Source organism: Arhodomonas sp. KWT (genome assembly GCF_010993615.1).
The window spans coordinates 1-2,038 of record NZ_WNXE01000341.1 but is presented as its reverse complement, the minus strand read 5'-3'; the positions used below and the strand labels follow the sequence as shown (position 1 = coordinate 2,038).

Annotated in this window: 3 protein-coding genes; all 3 read left to right on the top strand. The window is 70.2% G+C overall.

Annotated elements, in window-relative coordinates:
• Nucleotides 1-255: sigma-70 family RNA polymerase sigma factor (locus tag G7A99_RS18685; protein ID WP_205599923.1), on the top strand; the 255-nt coding region annotated here is incomplete at its 5' end.
• Between the two features lie 103 nt (nucleotides 256-358).
• A complete protein-coding gene (locus tag G7A99_RS18680; RefSeq protein WP_163143016.1) occupies nucleotides 359-1,387 on the top strand; it encodes a FecR domain-containing protein in 1,029 nt (342 codons plus the stop codon).
• A gap of 73 nt (nucleotides 1,388-1,460) precedes the next feature.
• The coding region (locus G7A99_RS18675; protein WP_205599922.1) for an STN domain-containing protein at nucleotides 1,461-2,038 on the top strand (578 nt) is incomplete at its 3' end.

The window sequence follows — 2,038 nt, the reverse complement described above, 5'->3', positions numbered from 1 at the left end:
GCGATGGCATTGATGGGCCCGGCACCGACAACCCCGCCCGAACAACAGGCCGGGCGAGACGAGACGCTGCGGCGGGTGACTATGCTCGTCGACGACCTTCCGGACGACGCCCGCACGGCACTGCGAATGCACCGGGTCGATGGGTGCACCCTGCAGCAGATCGCCGACCGCCTCGATATCTCGGTGGCGACCGCCCATCGACTGGTCAAACGCGCCATCCTGCACGTCACCGTGGGCCTGGCAGCCAATGACTGAAAATCGCACCATACGGACTGCCGATCGTGGGCGGACCGCGTGTTCCCCTCCGCACCGATCGACTGACGGCAACACAGACACAGCACGGCAACGGAGGCATCGCGTGTCACGGCCCTCGCCCACCGAGCAGCAGGAAGCCGCGGTGGAGTGGCTTCTCCGGCTCGACGATGCCGACGAAACGGAACGCCGTGCGTTTGCGGCCTGGCTGGTTGCCGACCCGCGTAACCGGGAAGCCTGGGAACAGGTCCTGCACGCCTGGCAACAGACCGGCGTCCACTTCGCTGCGCCGGACGCCGCCGAGGCGCCCTCGACGACCCACACCTCAACGGCCACATCGCAGGAGATCCACCGCCCGGGCAGGCGACCGCGCCGACGACATACACGACTAATGACCGGCGCCGGCATGGCCGTCGCCGCCGCCGTGGCCTTGGCCGTCGCCCTGCCGGCGGTATTCCTGCGAATGGAGGCGGACTACCGCACCGGAACCGGTGAGATCCGGGAAGTCGCGCTCCCCGACGGCAGCACCCTGCACCTGGCCCCGCAAAGCGCTGTCGCCACCGATTTCTCCGGCACCCGACGCCGCATAGACCTCCTCCGCGGCGCCACCTACCTGGAGGTGCGCTCCGATGCTGGACGCCCGTTCACCGTCGACGCGGACGACGTCGAGGTCACCGTCACCGGCACCCGCTTCGGCGTCCGCCTCTCGGATCGGGCCATCGCGGTCGGCGTGCGCTCCGGGCACGTGCGGGTACGCGACACCCGCAACGCCACGCCCGGGGTTGCACTCGGACGCGGCGAACGCCTGACCGTCAGGCGTACCGACCGGGCACAGCAACGCACCGGCGTCCCGCCGGAAGCCGTCGGGCTGTGGACCGACGGCCGGCTGTACGTTGACGGCGCCACCGTCGGCGCCGCCATCGACCGGCTTCGCCCCTATCTCCCCGGTTGGACCGTGCTCGCCGCATCCGGCCTGGAGACACGTCGTATCACCGGTACCTACGACCTTACCGCCCCGGAGTCAGCGCTCCGGGCGGTGGTCGGCCCCCATAGCGGAACCATCCACCACGTCTCACCGTGGCTGAGACTGGTAACCGGTCCGGAAGACACTGCGACGACGGGGGGTGAAAAATAACGCGGCGCCATTCGTCACAGGGGGCGACAACACGAATAGGACTTATTCGTTTCACCCTGGATGGAGAGCGCCCATGACAGACATCCCGAACCGATCCACCACCCTCGCTGGGCGACACCGTCGACACCCGCGCACGGCATCCTCCATCGCCATCCTGCTGGCCGGCGGCCTGATCGCCGCGGCTCCCGCAATGGCGGCCACCGCCCCCGGCGGCACACAGACCCGGACCGCCAGCACCGAGCGCACCGCAGTCTTCGACATCCGGACCCGGGACCTGCGCCGCGCCCTCAACGCCTTCGGCCAGCAGTCCGGACTGCAGGTCACCGTCGCCACGGACATCGCCGAGGGCGTGCGCAGCCGGACCGTGACCGGCCGGCTGACGGTCGGCGAGGCACTGGACCGGCTGCTTCGCGGCACCGGCCTCGCCTGGCGGTTCACCGACGAGCGCACGGTAGTGCTGACCCGGGCGGCCGGCGGCAGCACCTCCCTGCAGCTCGACCCGGTGCGCGTGGAGGCCGCCGGTGAGACGGCGGACGGCGCAGCCGACGGCTATGTCGCCTACAGTAGCGCAGCGGCAACCAAGGCCGATGTCCCCCTGATCGAGACACCGCGCTCGGTGTCCGTGATCACCCGGGACGAGATGGCGGACCG